The sequence below is a fragment of the Paenibacillus caseinilyticus genome (assembly GCF_027533645.1).
Classification (GTDB): Bacteria; Bacillota; Bacilli; order Paenibacillales; family NBRC-103111; genus Paenibacillus_G; species Paenibacillus_G caseinilyticus.
In genome coordinates, this window is record NZ_JAQAGY010000025.1 from 41030 (window position 1) to 58655 (window position 17626).

15 protein-coding genes are annotated in these 17626 nt (G+C 56.2%); 12 read left to right on the forward strand and 3 right to left on the reverse strand.

Annotated elements, in window-relative coordinates; genetic code table 11:
• Window positions 1-222: 222 nt before the first annotated feature.
• On the forward strand, window positions 223-1050 hold the full coding sequence (locus tag O9H32_RS26960) for a PPK2 family polyphosphate kinase (protein ID WP_269869215.1): 828 nt from the start codon (window positions 223-225) through the stop codon (window positions 1048-1050).
• A gap of 22 nt (window positions 1051-1072) precedes the next feature.
• Here the strand turns inward: O9H32_RS26960 and O9H32_RS26965 are convergent, their stop codons facing one another.
• A complete protein-coding gene (locus O9H32_RS26965; RefSeq protein WP_269869216.1) occupies window positions 1073-3019 on the reverse strand; it encodes an ABC-F family ATP-binding cassette domain-containing protein in 1947 nt (648 codons plus the stop codon).
• Between the two features lie 309 nt (window positions 3020-3328).
• Here O9H32_RS26965 and O9H32_RS26970 point away from each other — a divergent pair, with 309 nt between their 5' ends.
• The 11 genes from O9H32_RS26970 to O9H32_RS27020 all read left to right on the forward strand — a co-directional run bounded on the left by O9H32_RS26970 (window position 3329) and on the right by O9H32_RS27020 (window position 14758).
• Entirely contained in the window at window positions 3329-3964 is a 636-nt protein-coding gene (locus O9H32_RS26970) for a 5-formyltetrahydrofolate cyclo-ligase (protein WP_269869217.1), read from the forward strand.
• Entirely contained in the window at window positions 3957-4463 is a 507-nt protein-coding gene (gene moaC / locus O9H32_RS26975) for a cyclic pyranopterin monophosphate synthase MoaC (RefSeq protein ID WP_269869218.1), read from the forward strand. The genes O9H32_RS26970 and moaC overlap by 8 nt, the downstream gene beginning before the upstream one ends.
• A gap of 95 nt (window positions 4464-4558) precedes the next feature.
• Complete coding sequence (locus O9H32_RS26980) at window positions 4559-5059, forward strand: MogA/MoaB family molybdenum cofactor biosynthesis protein (RefSeq protein WP_269869219.1); 501 nt, start codon at window positions 4559-4561, stop codon at window positions 5057-5059.
• Window positions 5049-6053 carry a molybdopterin-binding protein gene (locus O9H32_RS26985; RefSeq protein WP_269869220.1) on the forward strand — a complete coding sequence of 335 codons (1005 nt, stop codon included), beginning with the start codon at window positions 5049-5051 and terminating at the stop codon, window positions 6051-6053. Before O9H32_RS26980 ends, O9H32_RS26985 begins: the two co-directional genes overlap by 11 nt.
• A 53-nt stretch (window positions 6054-6106) precedes the next feature.
• Window positions 6107-6448 carry a twin-arginine translocase TatA/TatE family subunit gene (locus O9H32_RS32805; RefSeq protein ID WP_319946957.1) on the forward strand — a complete coding sequence of 114 codons (342 nt, stop codon included), beginning with the start codon at window positions 6107-6109 and terminating at the stop codon, window positions 6446-6448.
• A 96-nt stretch (window positions 6449-6544) separates the two neighbouring features.
• Window positions 6545-7336 (forward strand): twin-arginine translocase subunit TatC, encoded by a 792-nt coding sequence (gene tatC / locus O9H32_RS26995; RefSeq protein ID WP_269869221.1) that lies wholly within the window; start codon window positions 6545-6547, stop codon window positions 7334-7336.
• Between the two features lie 265 nt (window positions 7337-7601).
• Window positions 7602-7883, forward strand: coding sequence for a co-chaperone GroES (gene groES, locus O9H32_RS27000; protein ID WP_269869222.1), 282 nt, complete (start codon window positions 7602-7604; stop codon window positions 7881-7883).
• 115 nt (window positions 7884-7998) lie between these two features.
• Complete coding sequence (gene groL / locus O9H32_RS27005; protein WP_269869223.1) at window positions 7999-9633, forward strand: chaperonin GroEL; 1635 nt, start codon at window positions 7999-8001, stop codon at window positions 9631-9633.
• Window positions 9634-9993: 360 nt separating this feature from the next.
• Complete coding sequence (locus O9H32_RS27010) at window positions 9994-11526, forward strand: SWIM zinc finger family protein (protein ID WP_269869224.1); 1533 nt, start codon at window positions 9994-9996, stop codon at window positions 11524-11526.
• Window positions 11523-14492 carry a DEAD/DEAH box helicase gene (locus O9H32_RS27015; protein WP_269869225.1) on the forward strand — a complete coding sequence of 990 codons (2970 nt, stop codon included), beginning with the start codon at window positions 11523-11525 and terminating at the stop codon, window positions 14490-14492. Before O9H32_RS27010 ends, O9H32_RS27015 begins: the two co-directional genes overlap by 4 nt.
• A 14-nt stretch (window positions 14493-14506) precedes the next feature.
• Complete coding sequence (locus tag O9H32_RS27020) at window positions 14507-14758, forward strand: hypothetical protein (RefSeq protein WP_269869226.1); 252 nt, start codon at window positions 14507-14509, stop codon at window positions 14756-14758.
• A gap of 119 nt (window positions 14759-14877) precedes the next feature.
• Here the strand turns inward: O9H32_RS27020 and O9H32_RS27025 are convergent, their stop codons facing one another.
• Both O9H32_RS27025 and O9H32_RS27030 read right to left on the reverse strand, forming a co-directional pair.
• Complete coding sequence (locus O9H32_RS27025) at window positions 14878-16482, reverse strand: S-layer homology domain-containing protein (RefSeq protein ID WP_269869227.1); 1605 nt, start codon at window positions 16480-16482, stop codon at window positions 14878-14880.
• A 198-nt stretch (window positions 16483-16680) separates the two neighbouring features.
• On the reverse strand, window positions 16681-17406 hold the full coding sequence (locus tag O9H32_RS27030; RefSeq protein WP_269869228.1) for an S-layer homology domain-containing protein: 726 nt from the start codon (window positions 17404-17406) through the stop codon (window positions 16681-16683).
• Window positions 17407-17626 lie beyond the last annotated feature (220 nt).

The window sequence follows — 17626 nt, forward strand, 5'->3', positions numbered from 1 at the left end:
TTAAAACGACAATTTTCTCTGTGGATAAGGGTGTGGATAGGCAGTTTCTTTTTCTGGAACTCCTTGTGAAATTGTAAGCGAATACATTAATCGGTGGATAATTCTCCCGCTGATTTCTTGGATTGTGGACAAGCAGCCGAAAAAAACGAAGTGATTCGAGTCTATCCACAGGGGTGATATAAATACAAGGCGTCATACCGTTGAAAAAGGAGGGTGAACCCTGTGCTGAATCGATTTCGGTTGAATCCAAGCGACGAGGTCCGGCTTTCTTCCTTTGACCCCGAGGAGACTGGAGGCATCGAGAGCAAAGAGCAGATTCGCCAAGAATATGAAGAACTTCAGCAACGACTCAAGGATTCGCAGGACAAGCTATATGCGGGAAAAACGCATGCAGTGCTGATCATCTTCCAAGGGATGGACTGCAGCGGCAAGGACGGCGTCATCAAGAAGGTGCTGTCGAATCTCAATCCGCAGGGATTCCGGGCGGAGAGCTTCAAGAAACCGACCGCCGACGAAGCGGCTCACGACTTTCTGTGGCGTACCCACAAGGTCATGCCGGCCAAAGGCTACATGGCCGCGTTCAACCGCTCCTACTATGAAGATGTCCTGATTACTCGGGTTCACGGACTGATTCCGGATGAAGAAGCGGACCGGCGGCTCGATCATATCCGCCATTTCGAGGCGCTGCTGCTGGACAATAATGTATTGATTATCAAAATCTTTTTACATATCTCGCCCGAGTTCCAGCTCGGTAAAATCCGGGAGCGGCTGGAGAATCCGGAGAAGCTCTGGAAATTCGATATGAGCGATCTACAGGAACGCAGATACTGGGAAGAGTACCGCCAAGCGTATGAGGTGGCGCTGGCCCGCACCGCAAAAAAGCGCAGTCCCTGGTACGTCGTTCCCGCCAACAAGCGTTGGTTTCGCGACTACCTGGTGCTGCGCATAGTGGTGGAGGAGCTGGAGAAGCTGCCCTTGGCATATCCGACCCCGGAGATCGACCTCGCCGGATTGTTCGACGACCGAAACGACCGCCGGCCGGAGGCATAACGTAGGGGGGGATGCGGCAGAGTTATTCCGCCAATCCCTCCCACTCTTCATAGCAGGCGGTCAGCTGCGCGCGCTTTTCTTCGAGAAGCGCGTTTTTTTGCTGCACCAGCACGTAATCGTTGTAGATCTCAGGCAGCGTCAGCTCCGCTTCGACCTCGCCGATCTCCCCCTCGAGCTGCGCGATCTGCCCTTCGAGCTGCTCGAGACGGCGCAGCCGGGAGCGCTCTTCGCGCTTCGCCGCCTTGCCGGCTTCGTATCCGCCGCTCTTCGCGGTGTCTTCCGCTTCGGCCGCCTGACCGGTTTTGGCGCGGGCCGCCGCTTCCTTCGCCAGACGCTCCTGCTCCATCTCCGCGAGTTCCTGCTTCTTCTCGGTATAATCGTCGTAGTTCCCCAGAAACCCGGTCACCCCGTCCGGTGCCAGCTCGAGCATGCTCTCGGCCATCTTGTTCAGGAAGTACCGGTCATGGGAGATGAACAGCAGGGTGCCTTCGTAGTCGATCAGGGCGGACTCCAGCACTTCCTTGCTGTACAAGTCGAGATGGTTCGTCGGCTCGTCGAGGATGAGGACGTTGGCCCGGAGCAGCATCAGTTTGGCCAGGGCTACCCGTGCTTTCTCCCCGCCACTGAGCGATCCGACCTTCTTGAATACATCTTCGCCGCTGAACAGGAACGATCCCAGCACCGTCCGTACTCGGGCTTCCTCCAGGTGGGGATATTCGTTCCACAGCTCTTCCAGGACGCTGTTGTGGGGATTGAGGCCGGTCTGTTCCTGATCGTAATAGCCGATCTTCACATTGGCCCCCCAAGTGAACGAGCCGCGATCCGGCGCGTGCTGGCCGATCAGCGTCTTGAGCAGCGTCGACTTGCCGACGCCGTTCGGGCCGATGAGGGCGGCCGTATCGCCGCGGCGCAGCTGGAACGTTACGTTCCGGATGAGCGGATGGGTGCCGTCGTACGACACGGCTACGCCGCGCACATCAAGCACTTCACGCCCGGACGTCGAGTCGACTTCGAACGAGAAGCTGGCCCGCTTGAGGTCCCCGAGAGGCTTGTCGATCCGCTCGATCTTCTCAAGCGCCTTGCGCCGACTTTGCGCCCGTTTGGTCGTGGAGGCCCGGACGATGTTGCGCTGGACGAATTCTTCCATCTTCGCAATCTCATCCTGCTGCTTCTCGTACTGCTTCAGCTGGATCTCGTAATCGGCTTCCTTGAGTTCGACGTAGCGGGTGTAGTTGCCGGTATAGCGCCGTGAGGCGGTCCGTTCGATCTCGTAGATCGCATCGACCAGCGCATCGAGGAAGTACCGGTCATGGGACACGACGAGGATGGCGCCGGAGTAAGAGCGGAGATACTGCTCCAGCCAAGTCAGCGTGGCAATGTCGAGATGGTTCGTCGGCTCGTCGAGCAGGAGCAGGTCGGGCGCTTCGAGGAGCATCTTGGCGAGGGCGAGGCGCGTCTTCTGGCCGCCGCTCAGCGCCTGTACCGGGGTGGACGGATCCATGCTTCCGAAACCCATGCCGTTCAGGATCCCGCGGATCTTCGCTTCGATCTCGTAGCCTCCGCGTTCGCGGAACAGGTCCGACAGCTCGGCATAGCGCTTCATCGTCTCCTCGGTCTTCTTCTCGTCGGCGAGCACCGAGGCATCGGACATGAGCGTCTCGAGCCGGCGCAGCTCGCCTTCGGTCTCCAGGAGGTCCGAGAAGACGCCGAGGAGCTCATTCCACATCGAGCGATCGGAATGCAGCCCGCTGTTCTGTTTGAGATAGCCGATCTTGGTCTCTTTGCTTTTATAGATCTGGCCCTCGTCAAAAGAGAGCTCGCCCGCAATAATCTGCAGCAGCGTCGACTTGCCCGCCCCGTTGACGCCCACGAGCCCGATTCTCTCCCTAGCCTCGATTTGCAGCGTTATATTGGAAAGCACGGTATTGACCCCGTAGCTTTTGGTGATACCCGATACTTGAAGCAGCATGATGGACAAGCCTCCCGAACCCCGAAATAATCTGTGATATTAGATGAAGAAGCCTTGCGGCCCTTCCGGATGACCTTCTGTTCCCTAATTGAAATGATATTGAAATGGTGCCGTTGACCTTAAAGTAGTGTAGCATATTCACGCCCCGCTGTGCATGCCTTCCGTTAACCTGGGGAAGACGGTCCCTTTCCGGAAAGCGCCTTTGCGGACTGCCATCAGCCGGGAGATAGGGGAAAGGCTGTTTTTATTTTCATGTTGTGTTAGAATGTTGGTATTCCAGAATTGAACCGCTAAAGAGAGGCCGCCCTCATGAATATAAAAGAGAGAAAAATCGAGCTTCGCCGCCAAGCGGAAGCCGTTCGGTCTGCCCTGACAGAGGACGAGCGCAAGGGAAAATCCGCTGTGATCAGCGCCAAGGTGATCTCACGCCTGGAGGAGCTGCTGCTCCCGGATCCGTCCGTGCGCCGGCGTCCTACGCTTTTCACTTATATGCCCGTGAAGACGGAAGTCGATGTGACTCCGGTACTTGAAGCCTGTTGGAAGCGTCATTGGCGCGTGGTCGTCCCCAAGGTGTTCGCTGCCCACAAGCAGCTCAAGCTGTACGAGGTACGATCTTATGCGGACCTCGAACGGGGAACCTGGGGGATCCGCGAGCCGGTGGCCAAAGCCCAGCAGCTGATGGATATCCGGCAGATTGATGTTGCGCTCGTGCCTGGACTTGCCTTTGATTTAAGCATGGGCCGTCTAGGCTACGGAGGCGGGTTCTATGACCGCTTCATGCAGCAGTATGTGCGTACGGGATTGCCGAAGCCTTATATTATTGCCGCATCGTTCGATGAGCAGCTGATTCCCGAGGTCCCGATGGGTCTCTTCGATTTCCGGATCAACGAGCTCATTACCGAGACGAGAACGGTTGCCGAGGGGAGCGGGGACACGAATGGCTGAACAGGACAAGGAGACGGGCCGCGCGGGAGCGCTGACCCACTTTGACGGCGATGGCCGTGCCAGGATGGTGGACATTTCGGCGAAGGAGGAGACGGTGCGTACCGCTACGGCGAGGACGACTGTCGCTATGCAGCCGGGGACGCTCCGGCTGATCCGGGAAGGCCAGATCGGCAAAGGCGACGTGCTCGGCGTCTCCCAAGTTGCGGCGATTATGGCCGCTAAGAAGACGTCCGACTGGATTCCGATGTGCCATCCCCTGCCGCTCACCGGTGTCGAGGTGCGTTATACCGACAACGGGGAGAGCGAACTCTATATTGAAGCGACCGTCCGCACCAAGGGGCAGACGGGCGTCGAGATGGAGGCGCTGACGGCGGTTTCGGCGGCGGCGCTGACCGTCTATGACATGTGCAAAGCGGCGGATAAAGCGATGCGCATCGGACCTACGCTGCTGCTGAGCAAGACGGGCGGCAAGAGCGGCGACTATCAAGCGGTGTTCTAGGGCGGGAGTCCGGCAAGCCGTGATTGTTGATGGCGGCCTGTGCGGCTCCTCCCGTATGTATATATGAAATTCATAACCGGGGAAGGAGCAGGCTTATGCGCTGGAAGGTGGCTATCTTGACCGCAAGCGACCGCGGATTCCGCGGGGAACGGGAAGACACGAGCGCCCAGGTGATCCGGGAGCTGATCGAAGAAGAGATCGGCGGCCAGATTATCGAATACCGTGTCGTACCGGATGAGAAAGATGAAATTATGGCCGCACTGATCGAAATGACCGATTACTTCAAAGCCGATCTTATACTCACCACTGGCGGGACGGGGCTGGCTGCCCGCGATGTGACGCCCGAGGCGACGCTCGGGGTCATCGACCGCCTGGCGCCGGGGTTCGCCGAAGCCATGCGCATGTCTTCGATGCAGAAGACGCCGCGCGCTATGCTCTCCCGGGCCGTATCGGGCATCCGGGGCCGGACGCTGATTCTGAATCTGCCAGGCGCGCCGAAGGGTGTGATGGAGAACTTGTCCGCGGTGATGGACCAGCTTCCTCATGCGCTTGGCATCCTGACCGGCAAGGAAGGGGACCACGGTGATGAAGCGTGACGACCTTCTTCAGGAAGTGGCTGTAGAGCAAGCGGTGGGCTTGATGCTGGCACACGACCTGACGCAGATCATTCCCGGGGAGTTCAAGGGGCGTCTGTTCCGCAAGGGACATGTGATCCGCGAAGACGATATCCCAGCCCTGCTCTCGATCGGCAAGGAACATATTTATACGATGCGGCTGAAAGATGGTATCCTGCACGAGGATGAGGCCGCCCGCCGGATGGCGGAGGCGGTCCGCAGCCCGGAGGTTACGCTAACGGATCCGCATGAGGGCAAGATCACGCTGAAGTCCGCGATCCATGGGCTTGCGGTCATCGATAAAGCGAGGATCGATGCGATGAATGCGCTCGACGGCATCGTCATGTCGACGATCCGTTCGCATACTCCCGTGAAGCCGGGCCAGCCGCTTATCGGCACCCGGGTGGTCCCTCTGGTGATTGAAGAGGAACGGGTGGCGGCCGTAGAGCGGATCGCCGCTTCTTCGGAGGAGCCCATTCTTCAGGTGAGGCCGTTTCGTCCTCTCCGGGCGGGCCTCATCACCACAGGCAGTGAGGTGTTCAAGGGACGGATCGAGGACAAGTTCGGTCCGGTCGTGCGGGAGAAGCTCGCCGCGTTCGGATCCGAGGTCATCGAGCAGCGGTTCGCTCCCGACGACAGCGCGGTGATTATTCGTGAGATTCACCGATTCCTGCACGAGGACAAGGCAGAGATTATCCTGCTGACGGGAGGCATGTCCGTCGATCCCGATGACCGGACACCCGGGGCGATTAAGGGAGCTGGAGCGGACATCGTGTCCTACGGTACTCCAATGCTCCCCGGATCGATGCTGCTCATGGGATATATCCAAGGGGTTCCCATTATGGGGCTGCCCGGCTGCGTCATGCATGATCCGTTCACCTCGTTTGATGTGCTGCTTCCCCGTATTCTTGCCGGGGAAATCATCGAACGCGCGCATATTACAGAGCTTGGGTACGGAGGGCTGCTCGGCTGTTAGCCGCCGGTGCAGTTGAACCGTACCCTCTAAGCATTCCATGAAGGAGCGTGCCCATGCTTGGGAATATAGGCATCAGTGAATTTCTACTCATCGCTGTGATTGCTTTGCTGTTGTTCGGACCGAGTAAGCTGCCGGAGCTTGGAAGAGCGCTGGGCAAGACGATCCGCGAATTCAAGCAGGGGACGCGCGAGCTGCTCGGCGACGACCCGGAACCCGCGCCGCGTAAGGATGTGACGCCGCAGGAACCGCCGGCCCCTGTACCGAATCAGGCTCCGGTGCAGACGCCGGCCGGAACGTCGGCTTCGCCGGAGGCATCATCCTCCGCTCAGACGGCGCCACCGCAAGCTGGGTCATCCGCGGACAGCCGTACGGATAACCGACGGCTTCCGGACTGAAGATATCCTTCGCTACGCGCGGATAACCGCCGGCAGCCCGCCAGCGATTATCCGCGGTTTTTGATCACAACGAACTTCCTTGGCAGGTGAATCCGCATGAATCACGAAGAAGAAGGAATGACGCTCGTCGAGCACCTGACCGAGCTTCGCAAGAGGATTGTCTGGGTGCTTCTCGTTCTTGTCGTTGGGATGGTCATCGGGTTGATTTATGCCAAGCCGCTGATTCTTTACCTTCAGTCTATCGCACCGATCGAGAATTTGACCTGGCATACCTTCTCCCCCTGGGAGCCCATCAAGCTCTATATGAATTTCTCTCTGGTGACCGGGCTGCTCATCGCGCTGCCCTTTGCCCTGTACCAAACCTGGGCTTTCTTGAAGCCCGGCCTGCGCGATATTGAACAGAAGGCATCCCTGTTGTATGTTCCTTTCGCCTTTTTTATGTTCCTGCTCGGACTGGCCTTCGGTTATTTTGTCGTATTCAAGATGGCCTTCCTGTTTACCTCCTCCATCTCGGCGAGCCTTCAGCTGACGGAGACTTATGGAGCGGCACAGTATTTTACCTTCATGTTCAATATTCTGCTTCCGATCGCCCTAGTGTTCGAGATGCCGATTATCGTCATGTTCCTCACCAAGATTCGGATTCTCAACCCACTGCTGCTGAAGAAGGTGAGACGGTATGCCTATCTGGCGCTTGTGGTCATTGCGACGCTGATCACACCGCCCGATGCGGTGTCGGCGATTGTCGTAGCGCTGCCAATGATTCTGTTGTATGAATTTAGCGTGTTTTTGTCAGCTGCGATATACCGCAAGCAGCTTATGGATGATCAGGCCTGGGAAGCGGAAGCGGTGACACTCCAAGGATCATCCGAGTCAAAGTCTGTCGATTGACAGGCTTTTTTTGTTCCATGGCCTTGCGTCAAGCCCCGGTAAACTAGAATCTGGATGGCACTACAAGGAGATAGGGGCAAGGAGGGGATAGTCGTATAATTCCATTTTCCCTGGATACAATGGGGGAGGTGCGAAAAAGTTGTAAAAGCACTTGCAAATTCACGGCGAAGTCGGTATCATAAGAATTGTTGTTAGCACTAAAGACATTCGAGTGCTAATAACAAGATTCGACTCTGTACCTAATTTTAAAGGAGGCTATTTTCTAATGATCAAACCGTTGGGTGATCGCGTAGTTCTGGAAGCCATCGCAAAAGAGGAAACGACCGCAAGCGGCATCGTTCTGCCGGACACAGCGAAAGAGAAGCCGCAAGAAGGCAAAGTAGTCGCTGTAGGCAGCGGTACCCTCAAAGACGGCGAGCGTATTCCGCTGGAGCTGAAAGAAGGCGACCGCGTGATTTTCTCCAAATATGCCGGTACGGAAGTGAAATTCGATGGCCGCGAGCTGTTGATCATGCGTGAGAGCGACATCCTAGCGATTCTGGCCTAGTAGCGCTTCCGCTATATACTTAAGTTAGAGGCTTCGCTTACTTACACAATTGATCCGGCGTCCGTCCGGAGGAAGTATACATCGCTTTTCATTTAAATTTCGGGAGGGTTCACTCATGGCTAAAGAAATCAAGTTCAGTGAAGACGCTCGCCGCGCAATGCTCCGCGGGGTAGACGCTCTGGCGAATGCCGTTAAAGTCACGCTCGGTCCAAAAGGCCGCAACGTGGTACTCGAGAAGAAATTCGGTTCCCCGCTCATCACCAACGACGGTGTAACGATCGCGAAGGAAATCGAACTCGAAGATGCTTTCGAGAACATGGGCGCACAGCTCGTGAAAGAAGTAGCTACGAAGACGAATGACATTGCCGGTGACGGTACGACAACTGCTACGGTTCTGGCTCAAGCCATGATCCGCGAAGGTCTGAAGAACGTAACGGCTGGCGCTAACCCTATGGTCATCCGCAAAGGGATCGACAAAGCGGTTCGTGCAGCGGTTGAAGAGCTGGCAAGCATCTCCAAGTCCATCGAAGGCAAGCAATCCATCGCACAAGTAGCGGCTATCTCTGCTGCTGACGACGAAGTAGGCGAGCTGATCGCTGAAGCTATGGAAAAAGTGGGCAAAGACGGTGTAATCACAGTTGAAGAGTCCAAAGGTTTTGCAACGGAGCTGGAAGTGGTTGAAGGCATGCAGTTCGACCGCGGCTACATCTCCCCTTACATGATCACGGACACGGACAAGATGGAAGCTGTTCTGGACAGCCCGTACATCTTGATCACCGATAAGAAAATCACGAACATTCAAGAGATCCTGCCGGTTCTCGAGAAAGTGGTTCAATCCGGCAAGCAGCTCCTGATCATCGCGGAAGACGTGGAAGGCGAAGCCCTGGCTACGCTGGTAGTTAACCGTCTGCGTGGTACGTTCACTTGTGTGGCTGTCAAAGCTCCTGGCTTCGGCGACCGCCGCAAAGCTATGCTCGGCGACATCGCTGCCCTGACTGGCGGCCAAGTCATCACGGAAGAACTCGGCCTTGAGCTGAAATCGACGCGTCCGGAGCAGCTTGGTTCCGCTCGTCAAGTCCGTGTAACGAAAGAAAACACGATCATCGTGGACGGCGCTGGCGACAAGAAGGACATCGGTACGCGCGTATCCCAGATCCGTGCCCAACTGGAAGAAACGACTTCCGACTTCGACAAAGAGAAGCTCCAAGAGCGTCTTGCGAAGCTCTCCGGCGGCGTAGCTGTCGTGAAAGTCGGCGCAGCGACCGAAACCGAGCTCAAAGAGCGCAAGCTCCGCATCGAAGATGCCCTGAACGCTACGCGCGCAGCGGTGGAAGAAGGTATCGTAGCAGGCGGCGGTACAGCGCTCGTGAGCGTGTACAATGCAGTTGCTAACGTAGTTGCTGAAGGCGACGAGAAGACGGGCGTGAACATCATCCTGCGCGCGCTCGAAGAGCCGGTTCGCACGATCGCAGCGAACGCAGGTCAAGAAGGTTCCGTTATCGTCGAGCGTCTGAAGAAAGAAGCTACAGGCATCGGCTACAACGCGGCAACCGGCGAGTGGGTCAACATGATCGAAGCCGGTATCGTAGACCCTGCGAAAGTAACCCGTTCCGCTCTGCAGAACGCGGCTTCCGTAGCGGCTATGTTCCTGACGACCGAAGCGGTTATCGCTGACAAGCCAGAAAAAGATAAGCCGGCTATGCCTGATATGGGCGGCATGGGCGGTATGGGCGGCATGGGCGGATTCTAATCCGGACCCGCTTATAGAAGACGGCAGCATCCTTAGGATGTCTGCCGTCTTTTTTTGTGCTGTCGGTGGAAGGCGCGGAGACATGGGATAGGGAGAACCGAGGGAGATACCATTCATTCTCTAGCTTGCCCCTAGTACCCGTCTGCCGAATGGAGTTATGGTATACTTGGATAAGGAACTGGAATTTTATCATGTTCATCATGATGACGGAGGCTTCAAATGAATCACCTATCAATAAATCGCCTATTCACTACCGCATACCGATATTTTTCATATGATGTTCTAAGGCAAGGGTGGGACCTGTATTCGGAAGGAGCCATTCTGGAATATACGGAGACGGACACAGACATTCTGGCTTTTGTGGTCGATGCTGTTGATGAATTCGAGCCGGCAGAAGTAGAGCTTGATCTAAAGGATCTGCGGCGCAGCACATGCGAGTGCCGGTCCGATGGATACTGCGAGCATATGGCAGCCGTTCTGTTCGAATGGTGCGAGCAGAACGAGGTGGATCCGGGCCAGCTGCTCCGGCCGGAAGCTTCTACGGAAGAGGGCTTGGCGGGATCTCGACTGCGGGGGAATCTGACTTCAACCCGTCCTGGCGTGACGGACAAGGCCTCGATCTTGGATTCCTTAACGACGGCAAGCAGCCTGCTTGCCTCTACAGCTGCATCTGCGGGGATACCGGTAGAGGGCAGCGGGCCCGCGGAGTGGCAGCGTTATTATCGCAGCCGGATTCATCCGAACCGATTCAGCAGTCTGCATGCTGCCGCTACCCTGTACGATAAGGTGCTGGAAGAGCTGCTTCCCCTGACCAAGGGCTGGGCTGAGACAGCCGCCCAGCTGTACGAACTGCATGTCCTTCTGTTCGTCATGAAACTGACGGAAGAAATTCAGGGCGCTCAGCTCCGGTTGCAGTATGACTTCTCCTATTATCAGCGGATGGAAGTGTACCGGGATCTGGCGGATCGCTGCTGGAAGCACATAACCGACCTTTTGAAGAAAATACGTATGGGGGAGGCCCAAGAGAACTACAGTCTTCCACTTCTTGAAACCGAGGAGGTGCTTCACGACTATACTAAGCCGGCTTCTGGCGGAGTCATCCCCTGGATGCAGATCTATATGGCGTTATGGTGGGGACTTCTGTGGAGTAGCCAGGGGGCGGCAAGGGAACAGGGAAGGCTGCGCGATGCTTTGGAGGAGGAGGATCTGTCCGCAGCCCGAACCGAGTGGCTGCTGAGTGCGCAGCTTCTCTTTGCGATGCGGGGCGGATCGGACAAGGAGGCCATGAGGCTGGCTGAACGGATGGGGCATGCAGCCCCATCCCGGGTCTTGCCTTACTTGGAGGCTTTTGCACGTATGGGAGCGTGGGAACGGACTGCAGCTTGGCTGCAGTGGCTTGTTCCCTGGATGACACGCGTACCGGGAGGACATCTGGAGACCTATTTCAGTCTATGGGCGGAGGCCCGCGAGCATTTAGATTTGGAAGAAGTATGGAAAGATGGCGTATTTGCGCTGCTACCCCGGAGTCTCGATTATTATGCGGAAGAGCTCATGCATGCCGGAAGATACCGGGAATGGGTCGATGTTCACCTTGTACTTGGCTACACGCCGATGGATTTTCGTGTCAGTGAGCTGAAGCCTATTGAGACGGAGAATCGGGAGCTTCTGCTGCCTTGGTATCATCACAGTGTAGAGCTCTACATCGCGGAGAAGAACCGGGATGCCTACAAACGGGCCGTTCGGCTGCTCAAAAAACTGCAGAGTCATTATAAGAAGTTGAAGCGGACTGATACATGGGAGCGGTATTTGGATTACCTGACAACAAGGTATTCACGGTTTCGGGCGCTTCAGCAGGAGATGCAGAAGCTGAAAAAGGGAGGAGATGCGTCATGACCCTGCTGAACACCCTTGCTGAGGTTCAGGGAGAGATGGAAGCGGACGGCAGTTGGAATTTATGGGCCGTCAGCGAGCGAGGCGTTTCGATCTCGCTAAGCGAGCTGCGGCTGCGCCTCTTTGTATGGCACAGCCGCAGCTTATACGGTGCGCTGCTCGAGGCGGGCAGCCGGTCGGAGCGACCGGATTCGGTGCGCCTGGGCCCCTACGCGGCGCTCGAATACCTGGCTGCCCCGGGCGCTGCCCTGCATCTGCCCTTGCGCTGGTCGCCACAGCTGGAAGCAGCGCGGCGTGTGGCTGCGCTGGGCATGGAGGCGCTGCGCAGCGGTTGGTACCAGCCGGATGCCGAGGCGTGGCAGGCCGGCCGGCTGGACTGGCTGCTGCAGCTGCCCGAGGCGCAGGATAGCGAGGCTGCTGCTGTGCTGGAAGCGGCCGGAGAGCTGGGCCTGGACGGCCGCGTGTGGTTCAGCCGTGCGCTCGGCGAGCTGCTGGGCAGCGACCCGGCCGTGCATGCGGCCTGGGAGGGCCTGCAGCAGGAGCAGCCGCTGCTGCAGGCGGTAGACGTGGACGCGGCCGAAGCGCTGGCCGAGGCATCGCTTCACATGGACGAGGAAGCCTGGCTCGCTGCGGCTGGCTGGAAGCCCGATGAGGTGCCGTTCCGCACCGGATTCCAGCTGATCGAGCCGGAGGATGAGGAAGACGACTGGGCGCTGCGGATGCTGCTGCAGGATAAGGTGAATCCAGCGGTTGTGATCGAGGTGGCTCAGGGAGCGGAGGGAATGCTGCTGGCTCCTGAGGGGCTGCCTGAAGCATGGGCTGAACATGCTGCACGCCGGGTTCCCCAAGATCTGGAGCGTGTTCTGCGGGCCGCTCCAGAGCTGGAGGAGGCGGCAGGCAGTGGCAGAATGGTGACCCGGCTAGGCGAAGCGGAGGCCTGGGCTTTCCTGCACGAGGGCAGTGTGCACCTGCTGCAGGCCGGGGTTTCGGTATTCTTGCCGGCCTGGTGGGAGGAGCTGCAGCGGCTCACTCCCCGGCTGAAGGCGAAGCTGAAGTCCTCCGTAGGAGCAGGAGGAGGCTCGCTGCTGGGGCGGGATCAGCTGATTCAGTTCGACTGGAAGGTCGCCATCGGAGACCTGGATTTCTCGGAAGAGGAGTTCGCCCGTATGGCGGCGGAGAAGAAGCGGCTGCTGAAGGTACGGGGACGGTGGATTCAACTGGATCCGGCTATGCTGCGGCAGATGCAAGAGGCGATGAGAGGGACAGACCGGCGGGGCGGCTTATCACTGCGCGAGGTGCTAGAGATGCACCTGCTCGCAGGGGAGTCGACGGATGCCAGCGCATCGGATAGCGACATACCCAGCGATGGGGAGGGCGATACCCCAGCGCTGCGTTTGGAAGTGGAGCTTAACGCCCATATGGCCCAGCTTCTTCAACATCTGCAGCATACGAAGCAGATTCCCATCGTCGAACCTTCCGCTGCCCTGCACGCCGAGATGCGGCCTTATCAGAAGGAGGGCATGTCCTGGCTTTTGTTTATGCGCCGGTTTGGCCTCGGCTCCTGCCTAGCGGATGACATGGGGCTTGGGAAGACGCTGCAGTTCATTGCTTATCTGCTCACGGCCCGCGAGCAGGCGGTACGCGACGGCCGGGAGCTCACTCCCGCCGTGCTGATCTGCCCTACCTCCGTGCTTGGCAACTGGCAGAAAGAGCTCGAACGGTTTGCCCCATCGATGCAGATCTACCTGCATTACGGCCCTCAGCGCCTTCAGGGAGAGGCCTTTATGGAGGCCGTACGCGGTTGCGATCTCGTGCTGACCTCATACACCCTCGCTCAGATGGACGAGGAGACGCTCTCGGGCGTGCAATGGGACGTGATAGGGTTAGATGAGGCGCAGAACATCAAAAATGCTTATACGAAGCAGTCGACAGCTGTTCGGCGTCTGGAAGCGGGGCATAAGATTGCCCTTACGGGGACGCCGGTCGAGAACCGGTTGACCGAGCTGTGGACCATTTTTGATTTTATCAATCCGGGCTACCTCGGCAGCCTGAACGAATTCAATCACAACTACGTAGGACCCATCGAGAAGACACGGGATGAAGTGCTGCTCGCACGTGTACAGAAGCTGATCCGTCCCTTTCTGCTCAGGCGTGTCAAGAAGGATCCCTCGATCCAGCTGGATCTGCCGGAGAAGTACGAGACGAAAGCTTACGTCACGCTGACGGTCGAGCAGGCGACACTTTATGAGAATGTCGTGCAGGACCTCATGAACCGGATCGATACCTTGAGCGGTATGGAGAAGAAGGGGCTTATTCTCGCTACACTGACGAAACTGAAGCAGATCTGCGATCATCCATCCCTCTTCCTTAAGGATGGGGGAGGATCAGCTGCCGATGCGGAGTCCGAGCAGAGGTCTTCAAAAATGTCCCGGCTGCTTGAACTGGTACAGGAATTGCGTGCCGAAGGGGAGAACTGCCTAATCTTCACGCAGTTTGTCGAGATGGGGAATCTACTTCAAAGCACACTGGAGAGCGAACTTGGGGAACGGGTGCTGTTCCTCCATGGCGGGGTCCCCAAGGCTCATCGGGATGCGATGATCGACCTATTCCAGCGTCCGGAATCATCCGAGGAAGAACGCAGCGGTGTATTCGTGCTTTCCTTGAAAGCGGGGGGCACCGGCTTGAACCTCACGGCAGCCAACCATGTGTTCCATTTTGATCGGTGGTGGAATCCGGCGGTTGAGAACCAAGCGACAGATCGGGCGTTCCGCATTGGGCAGACCCGCAATGTGCAGGTGCACAAGTTTATCGCCTTGGGGACCTTGGAGGAGCGGATCGATGAGATGATCGAGCGCAAGCTCGGGCTCAGCCAGCAGATCGTAGGGACGGGCGAGAACTGGGTCACGGAGATGTCGACTCATGAGCTCAGGGAATTGTTCGCGTTGCGTAGAGAATGGGTCGGCAAGTAAGAGGGGGTGCTGAGATGGTGGAAGAGGAACAATCTGCCCACGAGTCGGTCGGCAGCGGAACTATCGCGCCGTCTTCAGAGGGGGATAGCGTGACTCGCGAGGCGGGGGCTAAGCCTAAGCGGGGAAGAAAAAGCAAAACGCCTTCCCTTCCGGATCCGCTCGAAGGGCTGGATGTGGAAGGAACACCCCACTTGCAGGGCATGTCACCGGCTTGGCAGCGGCTGTATGCAGCTGTGGCACAAGCGGCCAAGTCTATAGGACCTTGATGCTGACGTGCCCTTGCAGGGCGCCTATCAGCAGGCTCAAAAGCATACACAAAAGGGGCTATCCCTCAAGTAGACATCTACTTGGGGATAGCCCCTTTGCTGTGCTGCGTCAGCCCATCTTAGTCGATGAACTCAGCGAGCGACAGGAAGCGTTTCAGCATCGTAGCTGCTTGAGCACGAGTAGCTTCGCTTACTGGAGCGATTTCGCTGTCAGTCAGACCGTTTACCAGACCTGCGTTGATCGCAGCTGCTACTTCAGCGTTAGCCCATACGATGCTGTCAGCATCTTCGAACTTGCTGAGGACTTCAGCTTGCTTCGCAGAGGAAACGGAAGTTTCGATACCTGCATAGTTCGCTGCACGAACGACCATAGCGGCCAGTTCTTCACGAGTGATTTCAGCGTTCGGACGGAACGTGTTGTCTTCGTAGCCGTTGATGATACCGGCATACGTAGCAGACGCTACAGTGTTCGCATACCAAGCGGAGGATTCAATATCCGTGAAGTAAGTGTTCGTTGTTACAGCGTTCAGGCTCAGGGAACGTACAACCAGGGCAGCAAACTCTGCACGAGTGATGCTGCGGTCCGGTTGGAACTCATCAGCGCTTACGCCGTCAACAACCAGCTTGTTCGCGAGAAGTTCAACATCGGCTTGTGCCCAGTGGGAAGCCAAGTCATCGAAAGACTTGTTGGACTCGATTACCGTGTAGATGCTGTTGCTGTTACGCTTCAGCGTAGCAACCGTCTTGCCGTCTTTTGTTTCGAAAGTAGCCGGTACGAAGCTCAGTGCTTGTGTTGTTTCGTTGTACACAACGCCAGCAGCTTTCTTCGCGTCTACATTCTTGTTCACATTCAGCGAACGGGAAACGAAAGTTTTGCCCAGGTCAACGGAAACCGTTTTGCCTTTCGCGCTTGCAGTTAGGTTGAAATCAACCGCGCTAGCGATCGGAGCAGCGCCTAGAGCGTATACTGCTTTGGTTACAGCGTCAGCTTTGGAACCGGATTGCTTGGCAATCGTCACGGTAACCGTAACGTCTTTCTGCTCGGCAGAAAGGGACTTCGCCAGGGCATCGCCGTTCAGTACAGACAGCGGAAGCGTGTACGTACCGTTCTCGGAGATCACTGTAATTTGAGCGTTGTTGTACTTCTTCAGCGCATCCAGCAGAGCGGACAGAGGCAGGTCAAGCTTTTCGCCCTTGATCGTGATCTCTACTTTGTTCGTCGCTGCGAAAGCGGTTTGCAGTTCATAAGCGGTTACGGAACCTGTTATAGCATCGATTTTGCCGTTATTGTTAGAGGAGCCACCACCTGCGCAGCAACCACCACCACCATATACAGGCGCTGTGCCGGAATTCTCTGCACGGTAAACATTGCTGTTCACATTATCATACGAGCTAACTACATAAACCGCTTGTGGAACAGTGGATGCTGTCAGGTTTACGTTGAAATTAAAGTATGTAATGTCATTTACGGTATTGACGTATGTAGCACCGTAAACATACCCGAGAATGCTCTTGGCATCTTCATCGCTATAAACCGTAGTGTAAACGTTGCTTGCCACAGACCCCTCATCGGTATATACTGTGCCGCTTACCGTTTTGTTGTACATATCGTACGAAACGTTCCCTAATTGAACTGCCGCCAAAGCAAGTACCGGAAGCAGGATCGAAACAAGCATAAATAATGCCAAGGCTTGGGAAGTCTTTTTCATTACGCGTGAGTTCATGCCAATATTACTCCTTTTGTTTCTCAGTAGATTTGTTTGTTGTTCATTCGATTGCACTTTTTATTCACACCCCCTATTCCAGCGCATATTTGTAAGAACCAGGGTCTATTCTATCATCAATCCTACGTAAATGGTAGTATTTACACAAAAAAAGAAGGCTCGATTTGTGACAAATCGAACCTTCTACCTAACAGCAAGTTACAGACGGTCTGCAAGCTTCAAGAATCGGGTCAAAATAACGGCTGCTTCAGCTCTTGTAGCCGGATTGGCAGGCCCCAGCTTGTCAGCGGAGATCCCATTCAACAGCTTCGCATTCAGCGCCGCCGCCATCTCCTGATGGGCCCATACGATTTGATCCGCATCACTGTAAGGGGACAGCAATGAAGCTTGTGCACTTGCAGGCACAGAAGCCGCTACTTGAACATAGTCCAGAGCGCGAACGACGATCGCTGCGAGTTCTTCCCGGGTCATCTGGGCACTCGGACGGAAGGTGTTATCCTCATAGCCGTTGACGATCCCCGTATAGACAGCAGAAGAGACTGTCGAAGCATACCAAGCAGAGTTAGTTACATCCGTGAAATAAGCAGACGACGTCACCGAAGGGATATCCAGTGCACGCACAACGAGAGCAGCAAACTCCGCACGGGTAATGCTGCGGTCCGGTTGGAACTCCGTAGCCGATACGCCGCTTATAATACCGTGGCTTGCCAGAAGCTCGATATCCGCTTTTGCCCAGTGGGAGGTAAGGTCTTCAAAGCTTGCCGGAGCGTAGACGCCTGTATAAACATCGGAATATACAGAGCCTGCTACACCCTCTACCGTGCTTGAGGTATTGGCGGTTACAGCAGCCATAGCCATGGCTGGAAGTAATGTGGCTACTAACAACAGGGAGACGAGGGCACTTGCGATCTTGCGGACAATCATAATCTATCTCCTTTCAAATTGGAGCAGCTATGTAAATGGAGAGTGAGTTAGAACATTCATTCTATACTAGTCCATCTCATAGAAGCATAGGGACTATTGTACCATATCCCCAAAGAAAAAAGGCAGTTTACCTCGGGATGAGATAAACTACCATGGGTGGAATTGTAAAGCTGTTATTTAGTTGAAAGTTGTTAGCTCATTCGAGGGATTCTCTTACGGG

Coding starts and splice junctions, on each gene's coding strand:
- O9H32_RS26965 (WP_269869216.1), bottom strand. CDS start 3,019: ATGCTGCTTCAAGTATCGGGTATCACCAAAAGCTACGGGGTCAATACC.
- O9H32_RS26970 (WP_269869217.1), top strand. CDS start 3,329: ATGAATATAAAAGAGAGAAAAATCGAGCTTCGCCGCCAAGCGGAAGCC.
- moaC (WP_269869218.1), top strand. CDS start 3,957: ATGGCTGAACAGGACAAGGAGACGGGCCGCGCGGGAGCGCTGACCCAC.
- O9H32_RS26980 (WP_269869219.1), top strand. CDS start 4,559: ATGCGCTGGAAGGTGGCTATCTTGACCGCAAGCGACCGCGGATTCCGC.
- O9H32_RS26985 (WP_269869220.1), top strand. CDS start 5,049: ATGAAGCGTGACGACCTTCTTCAGGAAGTGGCTGTAGAGCAAGCGGTG.
- O9H32_RS32805 (WP_319946957.1), top strand. CDS start 6,107: ATGCTTGGGAATATAGGCATCAGTGAATTTCTACTCATCGCTGTGATT.
- tatC (WP_269869221.1), top strand. CDS start 6,545: ATGAATCACGAAGAAGAAGGAATGACGCTCGTCGAGCACCTGACCGAG.
- groES (WP_269869222.1), top strand. CDS start 7,602: ATGATCAAACCGTTGGGTGATCGCGTAGTTCTGGAAGCCATCGCAAAA.
- groL (WP_269869223.1), top strand. CDS start 7,999: ATGGCTAAAGAAATCAAGTTCAGTGAAGACGCTCGCCGCGCAATGCTC.
- O9H32_RS27015 (WP_269869225.1), top strand. CDS start 11,523: ATGACCCTGCTGAACACCCTTGCTGAGGTTCAGGGAGAGATGGAAGCG.
- O9H32_RS27020 (WP_269869226.1), top strand. CDS start 14,507: ATGGTGGAAGAGGAACAATCTGCCCACGAGTCGGTCGGCAGCGGAACT.
- O9H32_RS27025 (WP_269869227.1), bottom strand. CDS start 16,482: ATGAACTCACGCGTAATGAAAAAGACTTCCCAAGCCTTGGCATTATTT.
- O9H32_RS27030 (WP_269869228.1), bottom strand. CDS start 17,406: ATGATTGTCCGCAAGATCGCAAGTGCCCTCGTCTCCCTGTTGTTAGTA.